This is a genomic window from Shewanella sp. FJAT-52076, from assembly GCF_019457455.1.
GTDB lineage: Bacteria > Pseudomonadota > Gammaproteobacteria > Enterobacterales > Shewanellaceae > Shewanella > Shewanella zhangzhouensis.
This window is the reverse complement of sequence record NZ_CP080415.1, coordinates 3,132,274-3,149,188: the sequence shown is the minus strand read 5'-3', so window position 1 is coordinate 3,149,188 and position 16,915 is coordinate 3,132,274. Positions and strand designations below refer to the sequence as shown.

The window sequence follows — 16,915 nt, the reverse complement described above, 5'->3', positions numbered from 1 at the left end:
AGCGCCCAGTAACAAGTATCAAGGAGTCAGCTGTGCAGCTCAAACGTCCTTCACTTTTGAAAACCCAGTGTTATCTCAATGGCGAGTGGCGCGATGCCCTGTCGGGCGAGACGGTGACCATTGCCAATCCGGCTACCAACGAGGCCATTGCCTCTGTGCCCGTGATGGGCCGTGATGAAACCCGCGAGGCCATCGCTGCCGCCGAAGCTGCGTTGCCGGCCTGGCGCGCGCTCACTGCCAAAGAGCGCGGTGCCAAATTGCGCCGCTGGTATGAACTGATGCTGGAAAACGCCGACGATCTGGCGTTGATGATGACCACGGAGCAGGGCAAGCCGCTGGCCGAGGCCAAGGGGGAGGTGGTGTATGCCGCTTCCTTTATCGAGTGGTTTGCCGAAGAGGCCAAGCGCCTTTACGGCGATACCATCCCGGGTCATCAGGGCGACAAGCGCATCATGGTGATTAAGCAGGGCGTGGGCGTGACCGCAGCCATTACCCCGTGGAACTTCCCGGCAGCGATGATAACCCGTAAGGCTGGCCCTGCGCTGGCTGCAGGTTGCACCATGATAGTCAAGCCTGCGCCGCAAACGCCGTTCACTGCACTGGCGCTGGCCGAGCTTGCCGAAGAAGCGGGTATTCCCCCAGGGGTATTCAGTGTGGTTACCGGCGATGCGGTGGCCATCGGTAACGAGCTTTGCGAAAACCCTGTGGTGCGCAAGCTGTCGTTTACCGGTTCCACCGGTGTTGGCATCAAGCTGATGCAGCAGTGTGCGCCAACGCTGAAGAAGGTGTCGCTGGAGCTTGGCGGCAACGCGCCCTTTATCGTGTTTAACGATGCAGATCTGGATGCCGCCGTCGAAGGCGCCATGATTTCCAAATACCGCAACGCCGGTCAAACCTGCGTTTGTGCCAACCGTCTCTATGTGCAGGACGGTGTGTACGATGCTTTCGCCGAGAAGCTCGCCGCTGCCGTGGCCAAGCTCAAGGTGGGAAATGGCGCCGAGCCCGGCGTGACCACAGGCCCGCTTATCAACGCAGCCGCACTTGAGAAGGTGCAGAGCCACCTTCAGGATGCGCTGGATAAGGGTGCGACCCTGGTTGCCGGCGGCAAGCCACTGGGTGGCAACTTTATGGAGCCTGCGATTGTGACCAACGTCGATGCCAGCATGAAGGTGGCCCGCGAGGAAACCTTCGGCCCACTGGCACCGCTGTTCCGTTTCAGCGATGTAGACGATGTGATTCGTCAGGCCAATGACACCGAGTTTGGCCTTGCAGCCTACTTCTATGGCCGCGATATCTCCCTTATCTGGAAGGTGGCCGAGGCGCTGGAATACGGCATGGTGGGCGTGAACACCGGGCTTATTTCCACCGAAGTGGCCCCCTTTGGCGGCATGAAATCATCGGGTCTGGGCCGCGAAGGCTCCAAGTACGGCATCGATGAGTATGTAGAAATCAAATATATCTGTCTGTCGGTGTGACCGGCGAAACAGGAGTACCCTATGAGCTTGACCAATGATTCATTGATGGTTCGTCGCCGCGCAGCTGTAGCCGGTGGCGTTGGCCAAATCCATCCTGTGTTTACCGAGCGCGCCGAAAACGCCACCGTGTGGGACGTTGAAGGCCGTGAGTATATCGACTTTGCCGGCGGCATCGCGGTGCTGAACACAGGCCATCTGCATCCAAAAGTAAAGGCCGCCGTGGCCGAGCAGCTGGAGAAGTTCTCCCACACCTGCTTTATGGTGCTCGGCTATGAGAGCTACATCTCTGTGTGTGAAAAGCTGAACCAGCTGGTGCCCGGTGACTTTGCCAAGAAATCGGCCCTGTTCACCAGTGGCTCTGAAGCCGTTGAAAACGCCATCAAGGTGGCCCGCGCCTACACCAAGCGTGCCGGTGTGATTGCTTTTACCTCCGGCTACCATGGCCGCACCATGGCGGCGCTGGCGCTGACCGGTAAAGTGGCGCCATACAGTAAGGGCATGGGGCTGATGCAGGCCAACGTGTTTCGCGCCGAATACCCCTGTGAACTGCACGGGGTGAGCGAAGATGACGCCATGGCGTCTATTGAGCGTATTTTCAAGAACGACGCCGAGCCAAGCGACATTGCCGCTATCATCCTCGAGCCTGTACAGGGCGAGGGCGGTTTCTACGCCGCGACTCCAAGTTTTATGAAGCGTCTGCGTGAGCTGTGTGACCGCGAGGGCATTATGCTGATTGCCGATGAAGTGCAAACCGGCGCTGGCCGTACAGGCACCTTCTTTGCCATGGAGCAAATGGGTGTTGCAGCGGACATCACCACCTTCGCCAAGTCGATTGCCGGTGGCTTCCCGCTCTCGGGCATCACCGGCCGCGCCGACGTGATGGATGCCATTGGCCCCGGTGGCCTTGGTGGCACCTATGGCGGTAGTCCGCTTGCCTGCGCCGCAGCACTTGCCGTGATAGAAGTCTTTGAAGAGGAAAAACTGCTGGAGCGCTCCAATGCCATCGGCCAGACCATCAAGTCTGCCATCGGTGAGCTGGCCGGCCGTTATCCGCAAATCGCCGAGGTACGTGGTCTGGGTTCCATGATTGCCATTGAGCTGATGGAAAACGGCAAGCCTGCCCCTGAGTATTGCCCACAGGTGCTCACCGAGGCCCGTAACCGCGGCCTTATCCTGCTGTCATGCGGCACTTACGGTAACGTGCTCAGGATTTTGGTCCCCATCACGGCGCCGGATGAGCAAATCCAGCGAGGCCTGGAGATAATGGCCGAGTGTTTTGAGGCCGTACTCGGCAAATAACCCTTAAAAAAAGGCGGCCCATGAAGGGCCGCCTTTTTATTGAAAAATGCACGGACGCAGATAGAGACTATACTCAGTCATACGTTAGTCTACCTATGTGTTTTCAGGATCTTGCGGAGAGTGCATGAAACATCTTCCCCTGCGACAAAAGCTACTTTGGATGACCTCGGCGCTGTTTCTGGCCACTGTGGCCACCATGTCGATTACCCTCTGGAGTACCCTCAATAACAAAACCGACGAGCTCTTTGTCGAAGTCGATAAAGCGCTGAATGATGAAATACGCACCAAATTGACCGCCAGCGCTGGCCGCTACGGTGAAAAGGTGGCGGCCTTTATCAATGAAGCCTACCGTATTCCCTATTCTTTCAGTGCCATGATGGAAAACGAAGCACTGGTCGGCCGAATGAATCGTGAAACTGTTCAGGATGCCGTCGGCGCAGTACTGCAGAAAAATCGCCAGATTTCCTCCATGTATGCGCAGTTCGAACCCAATGGTTTCGATGGCCGAGACAGCGAGTTTACGGCGTCAGGTCTGATGCACTCGGTTGAGGGTGTGGGTACCCTCGAAGTCTATTTTTATCGTAACGATGATGGCAGCCAGACCCAGTCTCAAGTGGACGATGCCAACGAGAAATACGCGGATACCCGCAATGAGTTTGGTTTGCGGGAAGCAGAGTGGTATCTGTGTGCCAAAGACACCCAAAAGCCCTGCCTGATGGAGCCTTATCTCTACGAGATCACTCCCGGTAACAACATGCTCATGACTTCGCTGACTGTGCCTATTGTTCGCTCTGGCGCTTTTCGGGGCGTGGTCGGGGTGGATTTAAACCTGCCCGTGTTTCAAAAGATGATTGAGGAACTGTCGGCAAGTCTCTATCAGGGGCAGGCCAAGGTAACCTTGCTGTCGACCAAGGGGCTGATAGTGGCCGCGAGCCACTATGATAGAAAAGCCCGGCCCCTCGGGGAGGTTATGGACAAAGCCCTCGCCAACCAAATTCTTGGTTTGGGCAAGGGGGACGGCTATCTTCTCAACGACAACAGCATGATAGTTGCCTATCCCATCAATATTCCGCTCTCCGGCAGTCAGTGGTTGCTTACTATCGAAGTGCCAAGGCATATCGCCTTTGCCAGTGCCGATCAGGTCGAGGGCAGTATGGAGGCCATGGCCGCCAGCCTTGGCCGCTTTGTTTTGTTGCTGGGTATTGGCGTTGCTGCGGTGGCTGTGATCCTCATTGCCCTCTTTATACGCAGCGTGGTGGCCCCCATCCAGCAAATTCAGCAGCGGGTCAGTCAGCTTGCCAGTGCCGAGGGGGATTTAACCCAAAGCCTGAAAGTGGATGAGCACGCAGAGCTGATTGCCCTGGGCAATGGGTTTAATGCGTTTATCGGTAAACTTCACGGGCTTATCAGTGAATTGAAAAAGGTCGCGACAGAATCCCGCACCGAAAGCCAGGCAACGGCCCGGATTGCCGAGGAAACCAAACAGAGTGTTAATCGGCAATACAGTGAAATTGAGAGTGTGGTAACCGCCGTTAATGAGATGAGCCATACCGCCCATGAAGTGGCCAAGGCGTCTGAACAAACGGCAACCGAGTCGGCAGCAATGGCCTCGCAGGTTAAGCTGAGTCAGGACAGTCTGACGCAGGCGGTTTCTCTTGTGAGCACCATGTCCAAGGAGTCGCTGCAAGCCAAGATTGCGGTGGGCAAGGTGGCAGAGAGCAGTACCAATATCAGCAAAATATTGGAAGTGATCAGTGCCATTGCCGCCCAGACCAACCTGCTGGCGCTCAACGCCGCCATCGAAGCGGCCCGCGCCGGTGAGCAGGGCCGGGGGTTTGCGGTGGTGGCCGATGAAGTGCGTTCACTTGCCTCCAAAACCCAGGCCTCCACCGACGATATCAGTCGGCTTATCGATGCGCTTGAGCAGGAGGTCAAAGGGGCATCCGGGATTATCGATAAAGGGGTAGGCCTTGCTGAGCAGGCGGTGGCGCAAACCGAGCAGGCCTTTGAAGCCCTGTCGGTGATGGTGGCGCGCATTAACGAAATCTCCAATCAGGTGACCCAAATTGCCACAGCTGCTGAAGAGCAAAGCGCAGTTACAGAAGAAGTAAGCCGCAACATCACAGGTATCTCAGACTCGGCGGCAGAGCTGATGGAGCTGGCCGGTAAGGCCCGTGAGAGCAGCGAGAGTCTTGCCAAGCTGGTTGGCAGGCAGGAGAGTCAGTTGGCCAAACTGCGCACCTGAGGATATTAAACCAAATAAAAAGGCTGCCCCTGGCAGCCTTTTTATTTGTTGGGGTTAAATACTGTCCAGTGGCACCAGGCTGACATCCGACAGTGGGGTTGCGCAGCACGCCAGTATGACTCCCTGTTCACGCTCGGCATCAGAGAGGGCCTCAGCCTTGGGTTGGTGCACTTCGCCTGCGGTAAGCTTACATTTACAGCTGCCGCAAATACCCGCACGGCACGACCACAGCAGCTTGATGCCCTGAGCTTCTGCCTGGGTCAGCAGGCTTTGTTGGTTATCGCCCACAAAGTCTTTATCGCCAATACGGATCTTGAGTTGCTCAGGTGGCCTGGCTTCGACGCTGGTCAATCCCCCGAAACTTTCACAGTGAATTTGCTCAGTCGGCATGCCGGCTTGTGTCAGCATTCCTTCCACTGTTTGCATGAAGCCGCTGGGACCACAGATAAAAGCATCGCGTTTGGTCAGTGAAGGCACTGCGGCCAACTGCGAGGCGCTGACACGGCCCGTATTGCCTTGCCAGTCGTCGCCCGGATTTGTCAGATTAAGCTCCAGGGTCATACCTGCGGCGACGAAATCTTCAAGGCTTGCCGGGCAGGGGATATCGTCTTTGCTGCGGCATTGATGAATAAAGTGAATATGGGTAAGTGGCAAAGCAGCACCTTTTAGCTTGCCAAGCGCCAGTGCGGTTCTGACCATCGCCAGCATGGGGGTGACGCCTGAGCCTGCACTGATAAGCAGTAAGGGGTTGCCGGTTTTGGGGATAAATCGGCCTTCGGGGCGGCTGCAAAGCACAGTATCACCTATCACCAACTTGTCGTGCAGCCAGTTGGAAATCAGGCCGCCCCCGGTGCGTTTGACGCCAATATGGTAGTTCCCCTCCGCCGGTGCATGGGTCAGGCTGTAACGGCGGATATGGCGGGTGCCGTCGATATCAAAGGCAAACACCAGATGCTGGCCTGGCAAGAAGGTCGGCAGCGGTTTGCCATCGGCAGCCTCAAAAGTGAAGCCCGTAAAGTCTTTGGCGATGGGCTCTTTGGCAGCCAGGCGCAGACTGCGTTTGGCCGGTGCCCGGTTGGGGTAGTGCTCTCCCACCTGCTCCTCAAGAATCTCTACATTGTCGCCTTCGCGAATGATGCCTTCATTGAGGGCAATCAGGTTCTGGCCAAAATTGACATCACCTTGCTGGGTTTTACGAAACCTGCTCAGGGTGGCGAGAGGTTCCCCCTGAGGGTGGAATTTATCGGTACCGGGAATAATGGTGGTCATCACACAACGACTGCAGGGTTTGGCCAGTAGAAACTCCACTTCACCAATACGAATACGCTTCCAGCCGTCTTCTGCAAAGGCAGCAGTGTCTGATACCACCAGATTGGTGCGAAACTGACTCATCTGGCTGATTGCATCGGCGCGCAGATTCAGGTCGGTTAACGAGGCCTCGCTGATAAGCAGCAGCGGATAGCCATCGGCAAAGCTGACACGGGTGTCGAGTTTTTCACGGAAGCGATTGGAAGTTTCGCCAAGCCAGATAAGCCGAGCGGGTTCGCCCAGCAGGGTGGAAATCCAGGTATCGGCCAGCGCGTGGATTGACAGTGCTTCAAAACCGTCCTTCCAGACCTGGGTTTTCACCGGGGCTTTTTCAAACTCGCTGACATCGAGGGCCAGGTCTGGCTGGCCGGGATAAGCGAGCCGCAGGCGTCCGGCGTGAAACTCTTCGTCCTGGCCCAAAGGCGTTATCAGTTGCAGTACGGGATGTGTGCGGGCTGTGATGAAATCGCCGCTGGGTTTTATCACCATAAAGCGTCGGTCTCCCGCCAGTCCCTCCGGGCAAACCCTTGCCTGCTTGAGTGACTGAGCGCCCATGGATTTAACCGGATAGATATGAATTGCGCTGAGTTTCGCCATTTGCCGTCTCCCTGTCGCTGGCAAATAGCGACACTATAACCATGTGGTTACATCTGAAGCCAGTACCCAAGTGCTTTTCATGCTTCTCAATGCCCGGCGCTGTGGTAAAGTAATTGCGCTTGTCGATACAGGCTAATGAATCATAAGGACAAATTCGCACTCTGTGCGGTAATTTGGGTGTTGTCACCCGGCTTTAAGGAGAAACCATGGAATACTACATTGGCGCCTGGAAAAAATACGCAGACTTCACAGGTCGTGCCCGTCGCAAAGAGTTTTGGATGTTCTTTCTGTTCAACCTGATTGTCAGTATCGGGATGAATCTGGTGGACATGGCCCTTGGCAGCATGCTGGTAGGCACCCTCTATTCATTGGCCGTATTTTTGCCTTCACTTGCCATCGGTGCCCGTCGTTTGCACGATACCGGCCGCAGCGGCTGGTGGCAGCTTATCGCGCTTATCCCCATCATAGGTATCATCATTCTCATAGTGTTCTACTGCCAGGACAGTCAGGACGAGAATGACTACGGTGAAAACCCAAAGGCCTTTGCCTGATAGTCTGTGGGGAGGTTTTCCTCCCCATATCTCAAAGCCGTTTCAGGACGTTACGGCAGGATATTTCACGGAAGCTGATTATGACCCGCTATTTACTCCTTCTTATTGGGCTTTTGCCCGCCACGGGTGTGCTTGCGCAAACTCAGGAACTTTCACTCTTTGGTACGCCTTTCTCGTTTGAATTACCTTCGGGATGGAAATTGGCCGCCAGTGAAAACAGGGCGGATATGGTGAGTGCCGAATTTGTACCTGCCCAGGAAAATCTCAACCAATGGGGTGGGCTCATTTGTGTTCAAAGCTTTAAATTGAGTGATGATTCCCCCGCTGCCGAAGCCTTTCTCGATGGCCTCGCCAGACAATATCAGGGCAGCTGCGAGGGCGACGTCTCCTACGAAAAGTTGGGTGAAGTTGATACCGATGGCCATCCCGGCTTTCACGCCATCCTGGGGTGTAGCCGTATGCCCAATCAGCACGCATCGATGGAAGAGTCGCGCCCATTTTTTTCAAAGCCGGAAGCTGAGGTGGGTTATTACCGGGTTGTAAGCCGCCCCGGGCAACTGGTGCTCATGCATAAATCCACGCGCGGCGACGTGTATGCAGGGCAGAATATTCCGCTTACCCCTGCCAATCACAGTGAATTTATTGCCTCTGTTTTGCCGCTGCGCCTCGACTGACCGGCCACTTGTGCGAAACAAAGGTATTAGACTTTTATACGTTTAGACGTCTATAATGCGCGGCCGTCCATGAGTGACGGCCTCTTTATTGTCAGCCTTTTGGGTGCCCGCATCGGCGGGAGAATCGGGAAGTCGGTGTAAATCCGACACTGCCCCCGCAACGGTAATGATGCCTGGCATCTAAGTCCGGAGACCGGCCCAAATCAGGTATTGTCGTGGATTTCGGTGGGCAGATCCGCAACAGCGACAGCTTTTGGCATGTCGATGACCCATGCCCCGTTTCCCTTGATGGAGTGTAAGGAAAATGGGTACCAAACCTTCTTTGATTTCATTGGCGCTGGCCGCAAGCCTGCTGTCATCTTTCGCCTCAGCGCAATCACCTGTGGATGAACATCTGGTGGTCATTGGTCGTCAGGCTGATACCCCCCTCAATATCGCCGCCAACGTGGCTGTGATTACTGCCGACGACATAGTGCTCAGCGGCGCCAAAGATCTTGCCGGATTGCTGCGTGGCCAGAGTGCCATCCAGATAAGCGACAGCGGCACCGGGCCCGTCTTCGCCATGCGCGGTTTTGGTGCTGGCCAGGCGGCCAATAACACCCTGGTGCTGGTGGATGGCCGCCGTCTCAACAACATCGATATTGCTGCGCCCAGCCTCAATGCTGTGTCACTGAGTCAGATAGAACGTATTGAAGTGCTCTCCGGCAGCGCTGGTGTGCTCTATGGCGATCAGGCCGTTGGCGGTGTCATCAATATCATTACCAAGCGCAGTCAGGAAAACACCGGCGGCGCCTCGCTGACTGGTGGGAGTTTCGGCTCCCTTGGCACTGCCATGGATTTCTCGGCTGCGCTGAATGAACGCTGGAGTCTCTTCGTCGGTGGCAACTTCGATAAAAGCGACAACTACCGTGACCATGCCGTGAGTGAGTCCGGCTCTGTGTTGGGCCGCATTGAATACCGCGGCGATGGGCAGCGCTTCTTTGCTGAAGCCTCCTATTACGATGATGACCGTGAACTCGCAGGTTCTCTCACCGCAGAGGAACTTGCCGCCAATCCCCGCCAGGCCAATGCCGCCAACAGCAGCGACTATCAGCACAATCTGACCAAGGCTGGCCGGTTGGGATACGAGCACAGTCTGACCGACCATTGGACCCTAGCTGCCGATCTCGATGCCAGCGATACCCAGGTGAATTACATCAGTTGGGGCGGCGTGGGTGAAACCGAGCGTCAACTCATCAGCCTGACTCCCAAAGCCATTGGCCGCTACCAGACAGAGGCGGGCGAACTTAAGTTGGTAACTGGAGTGGACCTGTCCCGTGGCGAGTCAGAATTTACCTCGGCTTATATGGAGCGCGGCAACACCCAGGAGCTCTGGGCGGCTTTTGCCCAGGCATCAGTGCCTTTGACCAAGTCACTGAGTTACGTGGTGGGTGGTCGTTATGCCGAAGTTCAGGACGATATTCGCGATCAGAATACCTTTCCCCAGGGTGGCAAGCTGGATAATGACGCCCATGCGCTTGAGCTTGGATTAAATTATCGCCCCGTGCAGGGACACAGATTCTACCTGCGCGGCGAAGATAACTTCCGTTTTGCCAAGGTGGATGAGCAGGCCTACACCAGTCAGGACAGCCTGAGACCCCAAACCGGCCGCAGCTATGAAGCTGGCTGGGACTATCAGGGAGCTGAGCAGGCATTGCGCCTGAGCCTCTACCGTTTAACCCTGGAAGATGAAATTGTGTTTGACCCCAGCGCCGACACGCCGGTGGGGGGCTATTTCCCGGGTGCCAATATCAACGCCGATGAGTCGCGCCGTTATGGAGCCATGTTGGATTGGGACTGGCAGCTCAATGACACCATCAGCCTGGGCGTCGACTACCAGTACACGGATGCTGAATTTACCGCCGGGCTGAATGATGGCAAAGCGCTGTCCTGGGTCGCCAAGCACAGTGGCCGTATGTATGTGTCAGCTCAGTTTGCCGATTATTGGTCGGCCTACGTAGATGCTGCCTACACGGGTGAGCGTTTTGTTGAAGGTGACAATACCAATGTGGGCGCGCAGATGGATGCCTTTTGGCTGACCAATGCCGCAGTGAGCTTCCGTAAGGATGCCCTGAGTGCGACCCTGAGACTGGATAACCTGTTCGATGAAGCGTATGCCGCTTCGGGCTTCTACAGTGACTGGGGCAATGGGTATTATCCCGGTGAAGGTCGCAAAGTGAGCCTGACGTTGGGGCTGAGATACTGATAAGCCACTGAAATTGAAAAGCCGGACTTGTGTCCGGTTTTTTTTTGGGCGATAACATACGCATTAGTCCGGGGAGTACAAAGTGCGTATTCTGTCAGTGTTGTTTATCCTGCTGTTTTTATCGGCCTGTGGCGGTCCGCGATTGCCTTTTCTGGGGGAAAACGCCCGTGTTTTGGCCTTCGGTGACAGTTTAACTTTTGGGGTTGGCGCCAGTGATGGCATGGATTATCCCGCCCACCTTTCCCGTCTGTGCGATTGCGAAGTGATTAACGCCGGGGTATCAGGTGAAACAACCACCGAAGGGCTGGCACGAATGGCTGATTTACTCGATGAAACCCAACCGGATCTGCTTATCCTGCTGGAAGGCGGCAATGATATCCTCAGAAATCAGGATAAAGCACAGCTTAAGCGCAATTTGGAAGCTATGATTAGGGAAGCTCAGGGAAGGCAGGTGCCTGTGCTTTTGATTGCTGTTCCAGACCGGAAGGTGTTTTTATCCCCGTTACCCTTGTATCAGGAACTGGCTGAGCAATTTTCCCTGCCACTGCTTGAGGATACGCTACCGCGGCTCCTGTCACAAAGCGCCATGAAATCGGACACTGTTCATTTAAATGACGCCGGATATCAGCTTTTGGCGGAAGAAATTTACCAGCTTGCGAGTGAGAGCGGAGCCTTTTGAGGCGGCTTTCTGAAAATTGCTGAAACGGACGGAAATCAGCTTGACCATGGGCAGGATTTTATGGGTAAATTCCCCGATAATAACAGCCAGGGCGGGTTTATTGCTAAGGCCAAACTTGAGTCCCTTTTTGATTGCCCGGACAAAAATAGGTTAGTTTCATGACTGAGCTTGAGCATCAGGTTTTTTCTCAAATCAGGGCGATCATCGCCAATGAAGAGCAGGTATTAGGCCGCAGGGGAATTCTCATTCCACTGAAGAAGGCTATCCTTGCCGATGGTGATGTGCGTAATGTTGTTGATATTGTCTCCAGCGATCCGGCACTGGCGGCGCATCTATTGTGGCGAAGCACCACCGCACATGTGGGGGGCGCCCATAACAGTAAAAACCGCAGTCTCAAGGATGCGCTTATCCGTTTGGGGCAGGTGAACATTTACCGCTACGCCTTTAGCTTTTATTTGAAAGAACGCCTCGATGAGCTGCCGCAGCCCTATAAAAAGTTGGTCCTGGGGTACTGGCGCCTGACAGAAAGCATTGCCGCATCGGCGGTGGATAGCCTCAAAGATCTGGTGAGCAACAATATTGACCCGGACGAGGTTCAGACTCTGGCGCTCTTCAGTGTGTTCGGGCAGATGATCGCACTGACAGCCTTTGCGTATCTCAATGCCGAATCGGACGAGTCATTCCCTCTGGGCATAATCAAGCAAATTATCGATACCCAACAGCAAACCCTGACGCTGGAAGCCTTTGACTCACTCGGCCTCGATGAAGAGCTCAAAGAAGAGTTTATGATTGCTCACAACCTGCGCCAAACCCGCAACCCCAACTCGGCCGGCCTGGTACTGCGCCGGGTGTTGTCGATGCGTGGCTTGCTGCTCAATCCGCTGTAATTTACTGAACTCTATAAAAAACGCCTGCAATAGCAGGCGTTTTTTATGCTTTCTAAATAACGGCTTGCAGCCGTCAAACTGGTGTTGCTATGGCATTACCGCGGCTGACGGGCCAGGCCTTCTGCTGCCACCAATTCAAGATAGCGCTGTATTTGGCGGGAATTGGCACTACCACGGCGATAGGCGCCAAATAAAGGACGTTTCAACCCTTCGGCGCCGAGGCGCAAGCTGCTGAGGCTGAGGCCCTGGGCTTCACTGATGGACCAACTGGGCAGGGCGGCAATACCATCCTGACAGGCGATGCGTTGAAACAGCACCGAAGTCAGGTCACAGCTCTTTTGCACACCGGGCTCAATGCCGGCAGGCTCCAAAAATAAGCGGAACAGGTCGAGGCGTTCCAATGGTACCGGATAGCTGATGATGGGTAAGCCTGCCAGATCCTTTGGCAGTACCTGGTGCTTGCTCGCCAGCGGATGTTCTTTGGCCACCACCAGGCGTACTTCAAAGTCGAACAGGTGCTGATAAGCCAGCTGATGTCCGGGGACGGGATCGGATGTCAGTACTATGTCCAGCTCTCCGGACTCCAGTGCGTTCAGCGAGTCGAACAGGTGACGGCTGGACAAGTCCAAATCCGCATCCGGATATTCAGCCCTGAAAGCCTCCATGACCGGCATCAGCCAGCGAAAGCAGCTGTGACACTCAATACCCACTTTCAACAGGTTGGCGTCGGTTTCCAGACCTTTCTTCAATACAAACTCGGTTTCCATCACCCGAGGCAGAATTTCTTCGGCCAGATTCAGCAGTCGGGCGCCTTCCTGAGTAAAAGACAGGGGTTTGCTTTTTCTCACGAACACGGGGGAGTTGATGCGGGTTTCCAGCTCTTTGATCTGATGAGACAACGCAGACTGGGTGACAAAGCGCTTTTTGGCCGCAGCTGCCAGGCTGCCACTTTCTTTCAGTGCCATCAGGGTTCGAAGGTGTCTTAGCTCTATCATCTCTACTCCACATGAAGTTTGTTCATGTTGCCCGTGAACGCAATTCGTTTGCTTGCCAGAAGACTACCACAATAAACTTCTAGACGTCCAGACGCCTATTAAAAATTGTTTAACAGGTGTTCCTCTTTGAAATGTGCTCATATTAAACCAAGAAGGTATACAATATGCAATTAAATAGTCTTGGCTTTCCACGGATAGGACGTCGCCGTGAGTTGAAGTTCGCCCTCGAGCAATACTGGCGTGGAGAGTTGTCCCAGAATGAGCTGCGCGCGCAGGCCAAGGCACTGCGTCAGGCCCACTGGCAGTGGCAGGCTGACGCCGGCGTGGAACGATTGCCAGTGGGGGACTTTGCCTACTACGATCAGGTGCTGACCCTGGCGGCAACCCTGAATGCGATTCCTCAACGCCACCGCGATAGCGACAAGGTCGACCTGGATACCCTGTTCCGGGTTGCCCGAGGCCGCGCGCCAAGCGGCAAAGCCGCCGCAGCGGCGGAAATGACCAAGTATTTCAACACCAACTATCACTATATAGTGCCCGAGCTTCACGCCGACCAAACCTTCTCCATCGCCTGGACCCAGCTATTTGATGAAGTCGAAGAAGTGAAAGCGCTGGGCTATGACCCCAAACCCTGCATTCTGGGCCCTGTGTCTTTCCTGTATTTGTCCAAAGCCTACGGCGGTGAGTTTGACAAATTAAGTCTGCTGCCTCAGCTGCTCGCCACCTATGCTGAGCTGCTGGCGCGTTTTGCCGCTCAGGGCGTGACCTGGATACAAATCGAAGAGCCTGTGCTGGCACTGGATCTGGACGAGAGCTGGCAAGCAGCCTTTGCCAGCGCGTATCAGGCCTTTACCTGCGTGTCGGTTAAGCTGCTGCTGACCACTTACTACGGCTCTGTGGCACACCATGCCGACATTATTCAGGCGCTGCCGGTGGCAGGTTTGCATCTGGACCTGGTGTCTGCCCCTGAGCAGCTGGAGGTCTTTCTGCCGAGACTTGCGCAGCAGCAGATACTGAGTCTCGGCCTTATCAATGGCCGAAATGTGTGGGCTGCGGATCTTGATTTGATTGCCGAGAGCATTGCGCCGGTTGCCAGAGATCTTGGCGAACGCCTGTGGCTTGCAACCTCTTGCTCGCTGCTGCACACACCGGTGGACCTCGATGTGGAAACCGCGCTTAAGCCTGAACTTAAACGCCAGCTCGCCTTTGCCAGACAGAAGCTGCTGGAGCTGAGAAGCCTCAATACCCTGCTGAGCTTACCCAATGGCGCAGACGCTGCTGCCATTGCCGCCGAGTGCGTGGCCCGCCGCGCTGAGCGTGCCCAGGCGGCCGATGCGGCAGTTGCCGCCAGGCTGGATGCACTCACCAATGCAGATTTTGAGCGTCAAAGCGCGTTCCCAGTGCGCCAGCAACAGCAGCAACAGCGGCTTAAATTGCCACTCTTGCCAACCACTACCATAGGCTCTTTCCCGCAGACTCCCGCCATTCGTGGCCTGCGTAACCGTTTCCGTAAAGGGGAAATCGGCGCCCTTGAGTACGATAACCAGCTCAAACAGGTGTGCCGCGATACCATCGACCGTCAGCTGAAACTCGGTATCGATGTGCTGGTACACGGTGAGGCCGAGCGTAACGACATGGTGGAATACTTTGGCGAGCAGCTCGACGGTGTCGGCTTTACCAAAAATGGCTGGGTGCAGAGTTATGGCAGTCGCTGCGTAAAACCGCCTTTGATTTACGGTGATGTGTCGCGTCCCAAACCTATGACACTCGACTGGGCCGAATACGCCCAGAGCCTCACCGACAAGCCGGTGAAAGGCATGTTGACCGGGCCTGTGACCATTCTGCATTGGTCTTTTGCCAGGGAAGATATCAGCCGCGAAACCATCTGTAAGCAGATTGCGCTGGCCATACGTGATGAAGTGGCGGATCTGGAGCGCTCAGGCATCGCCATTATCCAGATTGACGAGCCGGCCTTCCGTGAGGGATTGCCACTGCGCCGTGGTGACTGGCAGGCCTATCTCGACTGGGCGGTGGGCTCCTTTAAGCTGAGCGCGGCCTGCGTGCGGGATAACACCCAAATCCACACTCACATGTGCTACAGCGAGTTTAACGACACCATAGCTGCCATTGCCGCCATGGATGCCGATGTTATCACCATCGAGACCAGTCGCTCGGCCATGGAGCTGCTGGGTGCCTTTGAAGACTTTGAGTATCCAGCTGAAATTGGTCCGGGTGTGTACGATATCCACTCGCCCAACACGCCGGATGTTGAAGCCATGGCAGCGCTGATGGAAAGGGCTGCCAGGCGTATTCCGCTCCGGCAGCTGTGGGTAAATCCGGACTGTGGCCTTAAAACCCGTACCTGGGATGAGGTAGAGCTGGCCCTTCGTAACATGGTGGATGCCACCCGCGAGCTGCGTCGCCGCCTGGGCTGAGCCTTGCAGCTGAAATCAGCGACTATACTGAGGTAACAGTATCGGGGTAGCAGTTTAAGGCTGCATCCCCGCCCCAAGGAGGCTTGCCATGAATCATGTCTACAAGATAATTGAAATCACAGGTTCCTCTACCCTCAGCAGCGACGATGCCATTCGTAATGCGGTGGCTGCGGCGGCGCAGTCACTGCATCATTTACGTTGGTTTGAAGTAGTTGAAACCCGCGGTCACCTCGAAGCGGGCGTGATAGCCCACTGGCAGGTGACGGTGAAAATCGGTTTCACTCTGGATACGCCTTAGGCGTCTCTGGGCATGCCTTTTTCGATGGCGCGTATCAGCCGTGAGGTCTTGCGGCTGTCTTTTGAAAGGCCATTTTGCTGACGCTCGATGGCCCAGTGGATATGCTCTGCCACCATTTCATCGATTTCTTCATCTCTGAGCCTGGCGTTCAGGGCGCTCAGAATATCACTGCTTGCTGGGGCATTACCCAGCGCCACAGCAATGTTTCTCAGCCACCTTTTATGGCCAATGCGACGAATGGCGCTGCCTTCTGTCTGTCGTAAAAAGGTGGCTTCATCCCAGGCAAACAGGCTAAGCAATGCTGGCAACTTGAGTGGCTGGCGGATTTGAAAGTCGGCTTCATTGGAGAGCGGTGAGCCGCTGTTGACCGGGCAGGCAAGCTGGCAGTCATCACAGCCGTAGATGCGGTTACCCATTAACGGGCGGAATTCTTCCGGAATGGCGCCCTGCAGCTCGATGGTGAGATAAGAGATGCAGCGCCTGCCATCCACAATATAGGGCGCGACTATGGCGTCGGTTGGGCAACTTTTGATGCAGGCAACGCAGGTGTTGCAGTCTTCTGCGATGGGAATGTCGACGGGCAGCGGCAGGTTTACCAGCAGCTCACCCAAAAAGAACCAACTGCCCGCCTGATGATTGAGAATAAGTGAGTGCTTGCCGGTCCAGCCAAGGCCTGCTTTTTCGGCCAGAGGTCGCTCTAAAATGGGCGCCGAGTCGACAAAGGGGCGAAAGTTGGACGATGCAAAGCCTCGCTCGGCAAGCCAGGCATCGATTTGCTCGCCAAGTTTTTTCAGTCGGTTGCGGATCAGCTTGTGATAATCACGGCCACCGGCGTAACGGGATATGTAGCCAAGGTTTGGGTCGCGCAGGTTAGTGGCAAAGCCTGCATTCTCTGGCAGGTAATCCATACGTGCGGCAATCACTCTGATGGTGCCGGGGTGCAGCTCCTGCGGACGGGCACGCATCAGGCCATGGGATTCCATGTAAGCCATCTCACCGTGGTAGCCCTTGGCGAGCCACTCGAGGAATTTGGGTTCTTCGGCCGAAAGGTCGGTATCCGTAATCCCAAGTTCAGCAAAGCCGAGCGATTTGCCCCAGGCTTTGATTTGCCGGGCAAGGTCATTGAGTTGGGCATGGGATGGGGTTGAAGTCATTCGGGTAGGCCGCTGGTCAATCTCGGGCGGATAGTAGCAGTTTTTGTTTTGGGCGTCAGGCAAAGCTTTGCTA

13 protein-coding genes and 1 riboswitch are annotated in these 16,915 nt (G+C 55.4%); of the genes, 10 read left to right on the top strand and 3 right to left on the bottom strand.

Annotation, left to right across the window (positions count from 1 at the left end; translation table 11 throughout):
• Positions 1-32 precede the first annotated feature (32 nt).
• The 3 genes from gabD to K0H79_RS13810 all read left to right on the top strand — a co-directional run bounded on the left by gabD (position 33) and on the right by K0H79_RS13810 (position 5,019).
• A complete protein-coding gene (gene gabD / locus K0H79_RS13820; protein ID WP_220076190.1) occupies positions 33-1,475 on the top strand; it encodes an NADP-dependent succinate-semialdehyde dehydrogenase in 1,443 nt (480 codons plus the stop codon).
• A gap of 21 nt (positions 1,476-1,496) precedes the next feature.
• The gene (gene gabT / locus K0H79_RS13815) at positions 1,497-2,774 is read left to right on the top strand and encodes a 4-aminobutyrate--2-oxoglutarate transaminase (protein WP_220076189.1); all 1,278 of its coding nucleotides are present in this window, start codon (positions 1,497-1,499) and stop codon (positions 2,772-2,774) included.
• A 124-nt stretch (positions 2,775-2,898) separates the two neighbouring features.
• Entirely contained in the window at positions 2,899-5,019 is a 2,121-nt protein-coding gene (locus K0H79_RS13810; RefSeq protein WP_220076188.1) for a methyl-accepting chemotaxis protein, read from the top strand.
• Between the two features lie 54 nt (positions 5,020-5,073).
• Here the strand turns inward: K0H79_RS13810 and K0H79_RS13805 are convergent, their stop codons facing one another.
• Positions 5,074-6,924, bottom strand: coding sequence for a hybrid-cluster NAD(P)-dependent oxidoreductase (locus tag K0H79_RS13805; RefSeq protein WP_220076187.1), 1,851 nt, complete (start codon positions 6,922-6,924; stop codon positions 5,074-5,076).
• A 206-nt stretch (positions 6,925-7,130) separates the two neighbouring features.
• Here K0H79_RS13805 and K0H79_RS13800 point away from each other — a divergent pair, with 206 nt between their 5' ends.
• The 5 genes from K0H79_RS13800 to K0H79_RS13780 all read left to right on the top strand — a co-directional run bounded on the left by K0H79_RS13800 (position 7,131) and on the right by K0H79_RS13780 (position 11,960).
• Positions 7,131-7,475, top strand: a complete 345-nt coding sequence (locus K0H79_RS13800) for a DUF805 domain-containing protein (RefSeq protein WP_220065306.1) — start codon at positions 7,131-7,133, stop codon at positions 7,473-7,475.
• An 80-nt stretch (positions 7,476-7,555) separates the two neighbouring features.
• Entirely contained in the window at positions 7,556-8,149 is a 594-nt protein-coding gene (locus K0H79_RS13795; protein WP_220076186.1) for a hypothetical protein, read from the top strand.
• An 84-nt stretch (positions 8,150-8,233) separates the two neighbouring features.
• A riboswitch (cobalamin riboswitch) is annotated at positions 8,234-8,366 on the top strand.
• A gap of 87 nt (positions 8,367-8,453) precedes the next feature.
• A complete protein-coding gene (locus tag K0H79_RS13790; protein ID WP_220076185.1) occupies positions 8,454-10,394 on the top strand; it encodes a TonB-dependent receptor in 1,941 nt (646 codons plus the stop codon).
• Positions 10,395-10,476: 82 nt separating this feature from the next.
• Entirely contained in the window at positions 10,477-11,073 is a 597-nt protein-coding gene (locus tag K0H79_RS13785) for a GDSL-type esterase/lipase family protein (RefSeq protein WP_220076184.1), read from the top strand.
• A gap of 158 nt (positions 11,074-11,231) precedes the next feature.
• Positions 11,232-11,960 (top strand): HDOD domain-containing protein, encoded by a 729-nt coding sequence (locus K0H79_RS13780; RefSeq protein WP_011760737.1) that lies wholly within the window; start codon positions 11,232-11,234, stop codon positions 11,958-11,960.
• A gap of 95 nt (positions 11,961-12,055) precedes the next feature.
• On the opposite strand, the gene K0H79_RS13775 is transcribed toward K0H79_RS13780, so the two are convergent.
• Positions 12,056-12,955, bottom strand: a complete 900-nt coding sequence (locus K0H79_RS13775; RefSeq protein ID WP_220065302.1) for a LysR family transcriptional regulator — start codon at positions 12,953-12,955, stop codon at positions 12,056-12,058.
• A gap of 164 nt (positions 12,956-13,119) precedes the next feature.
• Here K0H79_RS13775 and metE point away from each other — a divergent pair, with 164 nt between their 5' ends.
• A complete protein-coding gene (gene metE / locus K0H79_RS13770) occupies positions 13,120-15,390 on the top strand; it encodes a 5-methyltetrahydropteroyltriglutamate--homocysteine S-methyltransferase (RefSeq protein ID WP_220076183.1) in 2,271 nt (756 codons plus the stop codon).
• Positions 15,391-15,478: 88 nt separating this feature from the next.
• Positions 15,479-15,688, top strand: a complete 210-nt coding sequence (locus K0H79_RS13765) for a dodecin (RefSeq protein WP_220065300.1) — start codon at positions 15,479-15,481, stop codon at positions 15,686-15,688.
• Here the strand turns inward: K0H79_RS13765 and queG are convergent.
• Entirely contained in the window at positions 15,685-16,842 is a 1,158-nt protein-coding gene (queG, locus tag K0H79_RS13760; RefSeq protein ID WP_220076182.1) for a tRNA epoxyqueuosine(34) reductase QueG, read from the bottom strand. The genes K0H79_RS13765 and queG overlap by 4 nt on opposite strands.
• Positions 16,843-16,915 lie beyond the last annotated feature (73 nt).

What these genes read in the sequence shown, in the direction of transcription:
- K0H79_RS13795 (WP_220076186.1), top strand. Translation starts at nt 7,556, where the DNA reads ATGACCCGCTATTTACTCCTTCTTATTGGGCTTTTGCCCGCCACGGGT.
- queG (WP_220076182.1), bottom strand. Translation starts at nt 16,842, where the DNA reads ATGACTTCAACCCCATCCCATGCCCAACTCAATGACCTTGCCCGGCAA.
- K0H79_RS13765 (WP_220065300.1), top strand. Translation starts at nt 15,479, where the DNA reads ATGAATCATGTCTACAAGATAATTGAAATCACAGGTTCCTCTACCCTC.
- K0H79_RS13805 (WP_220076187.1), bottom strand. Translation starts at nt 6,924, where the DNA reads ATGGCGAAACTCAGCGCAATTCATATCTATCCGGTTAAATCCATGGGC.
- K0H79_RS13780 (WP_011760737.1), top strand. Translation starts at nt 11,232, where the DNA reads ATGACTGAGCTTGAGCATCAGGTTTTTTCTCAAATCAGGGCGATCATC.
- K0H79_RS13790 (WP_220076185.1), top strand. Translation starts at nt 8,454, where the DNA reads ATGGGTACCAAACCTTCTTTGATTTCATTGGCGCTGGCCGCAAGCCTG.
- K0H79_RS13775 (WP_220065302.1), bottom strand. Translation starts at nt 12,955, where the DNA reads ATGATAGAGCTAAGACACCTTCGAACCCTGATGGCACTGAAAGAAAGT.
- K0H79_RS13810 (WP_220076188.1), top strand. Translation starts at nt 2,899, where the DNA reads ATGAAACATCTTCCCCTGCGACAAAAGCTACTTTGGATGACCTCGGCG.
- K0H79_RS13800 (WP_220065306.1), top strand. Translation starts at nt 7,131, where the DNA reads ATGGAATACTACATTGGCGCCTGGAAAAAATACGCAGACTTCACAGGT.
- gabT (WP_220076189.1), top strand. Translation starts at nt 1,497, where the DNA reads ATGAGCTTGACCAATGATTCATTGATGGTTCGTCGCCGCGCAGCTGTA.
- metE (WP_220076183.1), top strand. Translation starts at nt 13,120, where the DNA reads ATGCAATTAAATAGTCTTGGCTTTCCACGGATAGGACGTCGCCGTGAG.